Genomic DNA, 3,607 nt, shown 5'->3' with positions numbered 1-3,607 from the left:
GTGAAGGCATCTAACGCGCCTAATGGCTCATCCATTAAGATGATATCCGGATTGTAGCACAGAGCGCGTCCTAGGGCTGTCCTCTGGGCCATGCCGCCGGAAATCTCGCTAGGATAGGCCTGGCTGAACTCTTCCAGGCCAAGCAGTTGCAAATAGTGAGTTACGGTTTGTTTGACATGGTCGCGGTTGGGCTCATTCATGAGGGCAAAAGCCATATTGCCTTCTACTGTCAGCCAGGGCATGAGCCGAGGTTCCTGAAAGACCAGCCCGATTTTGGCATGTGGAGGGGTAAAAATAAGTTGGCCGTTCGTTTTGGTTTCCAGGCCGGCGATGAGCCGGAGCAGCGTGGTTTTGCCGCAGCCGCTGCGACCGACCACTGTGACAAACTCACCAGTTCCAACCGTAAGATTAATGTCTTTCAGCGCTGCAACCTGGCGATTGTCAATGGTGTATATCTTACTAACATGGTTAAGGGTTATAGCTGCCATGCTCTGCCGTCCTTTTAGCCCAAGGCATACCATACTGGGCGAGTTTTAAAAACAGATAATCAATAAAGTAACCGATAGTGCCAATTGTAAGAATCCCGATAATCACAATGTCTGACCGCGAAATTTGCTCAGCATCCAGAATCATGTAGCCGATACCAGCTGAGGCAGCGACAAGCTCAGCGCCGATCAGCGCCCGCCAACTGTACCCCAAACCAAGACGGATACCAACAACTATGGAGGGCAGACTGGCAGGCAGAATAATACGGCGGAATTTTTCACTTGGTGTTAGGCCAAAGATATCGCCTACTTCCAGCAGTTTCTTATCACATTGGCTTATGCCGTTTAAGGTGTTTAGGAATACTGGAAAGAAAGAAGCCAGAATAATTACGGCCAGTTTGGAAGCCTCGCCAATACCCAGCCAGAGAATCAGTATGGGGATACAGGCAAGTGGCGGAATGTGCCGGATGAACTCGAGCGGAGGATTGATAAACGGCGTAAACCGTCGGTTCATGCCTAAAAGCACTGCCAGCGGAAAGGCAAATAAAAAGGAAATAGTAAAACCTACAATAACCCGGTAGAAACTGGTAGCTACATGATATAACAATATTCCTTTTTCCAAAAGTACGAGGGCAGTAGTTAGCACTTGGGCGGGAGGCGGGATAATATACATACTGATAAGCTCAAGTTTGGTCACAATGAACCAAATGAGTAGCACAATGGCCGGGATTAGGAGACCTTTCAACCAGTTCATTACCACGTAGCTCCTTTAGGGTAGATATAATCCGAGAATGTAAAATTATAATTATTATTTCGACATGAATGTAAGTAGATTCCTGCTAATAACACTTATTACCAGCAGGTAAGGCAAAATACGAATGTTAAGAATGGTAAGACGAGGGACGATTTTGCTTGCATGCAGGCAAAATCGTCCCTCGTTACGTGTGCAGCGTGTATTAAGTTCTTCCGGGTGAGGGGCTATGTTGAAATGGTTGGTCTATCTGTTAAGCAAGGGAGTAAGCCTCCCCTGATGCAGAATGTGCAGATAATACATGGCCCGGGATATGGCAACATAGAGAAGTTTAGCATCCTGATAATCGGCAGTAAATTTTCTATCAGAAGCATTCCAGATAATAACCCCGTCAAATTCCAGGCCTTTAGCCAGAGGTATGGAGGCGACGGTGATACCGCCGCGGTAACTTAATTCGTTGGCAGTAATGAGATTAAGGTTGGTCAATTCGGGAGCGGCTGCTTGCAAGCCGGCGTATAGTTTATGACTGTCGGATTCTGATTTTGTCAGAATACCGATAGATTTACAGCCTAAGTTTTTAAACTCTTCAATGGTTTGGATAGTTCGCTTAAGGGCTGCCATGACGTTAGGAATTGGCTCAATAACTGGTTGTCTGCCAATTTCGAAGACCGGGATTGCCTTCGAACGGCCAGCAGGAATCACCTGATTGAACAACTCAACAATTTCCTTGGCAGAGCGATAACTGAAGTTAACTTCAAAGTAGCGGCATTTCGCTTCCGCAAAAACTTCTTTTAGCAGTGCCTGCCAACTGGTAAGTCCCCGGTCAGTATGGATGGCCTGGGACATGTCGCCCATGATGGTGAAGGAGGTATTGCGGGACAGGCGGGAGAGGATGATGTATTCTAACAGATTGACGTCTTGCCCTTCGTCAACTGCAATGTGATCAAACTGTTCCATATGGCTGAAGCCATCGATTAAGTATTTTAGATAACACAGCGGTGCTAGATCGTCGCGTTCAATTTGGCCGGATCTAAGATTGGCCAGTGTATGAGTGGTTAATACATCAACAGCAATACCTGCCGGTTTTATCTTACGCCAGACGGCTTTATCTTGCATAAGTTCGGCATATGCCGGCAGTAATTTTAGAAAGGGCCATTTGGTAAAATGCTGTTTGCTAAAGGCTTCACCTTCAGCAGCATAACGGACTGCCGTTTTTTCGTCGGTATTTGCTTCTCCCCGTTTATAACGGGCTTCATAGACTTCTACAAAGTTTTTTATGCGGAAACGGATATATTTTTGTAGCGACTGTAACCGCTCGTTATAGGGAACACTAGCACCCTCAAGCACTTTTTCCAATTGCTGTTCTCTGGTGATAGTTAGTTGATTGTCAAATAGACGGATGTCTTTGAGTTTCTGACAAAATTTTTCCAGTTGCTTTTCTAAAAACAAGTTCATGACCTTAATACACTCAGGTGTCCCTTTCCATCTGGCTGCGGCGGCCAGCTCTTTGCTGGCATGGGGTATTTGTTTGATGGCAGGGATAAACTGCATAATGGCTATTGCCAGATCAGTAAATGTCGTCTGTTTGACGTCCTGAGCATCAATTTCAGGCAGTAGGTCAGAGATATAGTCTAAAAAAATCTTATTGGGTGCAACAATAACAAGCTTTGCCGGGTTGAGTTTTTCGTTATACAACAGGTAGGACAAGCGGTGCAGGCCAATGGTGGTTTTGCCTGAACCTGCTACTCCTTGGATAATGGTGACTTGATTTAATGGTTCACGAATAATCTGATTTTGTTCTGAACGGATGGAGGTAACGATATCTTTGAGCCGGTCGCCAGTCCCTTGCAATAGCCGTTCCAGCAAAAATGGGTCGGCAATGAGCGATTCTTGCTGGCGGGACATGATGTTGCTTAAAATATTATCCTCCGACATGGAGATGAGCTGCCTGTTTTCAATTTTGTATTGGCGTTTGAGTCTTACACTGCCGGTATAGGTGTAGCGGCCAAGCACTTCATAGCTGGCGCGCCCGTCCTGGGCCTCATAAAACATGCTGGCTACCGGGTCGCGCCAGTCGAAAACCAGGATATCTTCGACACTTTCTATATCCAGTTTAGCCACCTTTGTTCGGCCAATGTAATATTGGTGAAATTCTTCGGTACCATCTTCCTGAAAGTCTACCCGACCAAAATAAGGGGAGTCCAGTGCTTGGGTGATATCAGAAATTTTTTTTACATGATCGCTCTTCATCAGAGAGTGGACATAGGCGCTGACTTCATCCCTTGTCGATAAGGATTTGTTAATTTTATGCACCCGGTCGTCGATATCGGTTTCCAGGTCTTTAATAATCTGCTGCATGTCTTTGATGGTT

The 3,607-nt window shown here is 45.9% G+C and carries 3 protein-coding genes; all 3 read right to left on the bottom strand.

Annotation, left to right across the window (positions count from 1 at the left end; all coding sequences use genetic code 11):
• Nucleotides 1-488 (bottom strand): ABC transporter ATP-binding protein (locus AC29Z1_RS10605; RefSeq protein WP_488271435.1); only part of this gene is annotated, 488 nt, incomplete at its 3' end.
• Nucleotides 469-1,239, bottom strand: coding sequence for an ABC transporter permease (locus tag AC29Z1_RS10600; protein ID WP_488271434.1), 771 nt, complete (start codon nucleotides 1,237-1,239; stop codon nucleotides 469-471). The genes AC29Z1_RS10605 and AC29Z1_RS10600, both read right to left, overlap by 20 nt.
• 243 nt (nucleotides 1,240-1,482) lie before the next feature.
• On the bottom strand, nucleotides 1,483-3,607 hold a 2,125-nt coding region (locus tag AC29Z1_RS10595; protein ID WP_488271433.1), incomplete at its 5' end, for a HelD family protein.

The organism is Sporomusa sp., from assembly GCF_057736855.1.
Note: the sequence above shows the minus strand (reverse complement) of the source record. Positions and strands in the feature narration are given on the sequence as shown.

Coding starts and splice junctions, on each gene's coding strand:
- AC29Z1_RS10600 (WP_488271434.1), bottom strand. CDS start 1,239: ATGAACTGGTTGAAAGGTCTCCTAATCCCGGCCATTGTGCTACTCATT.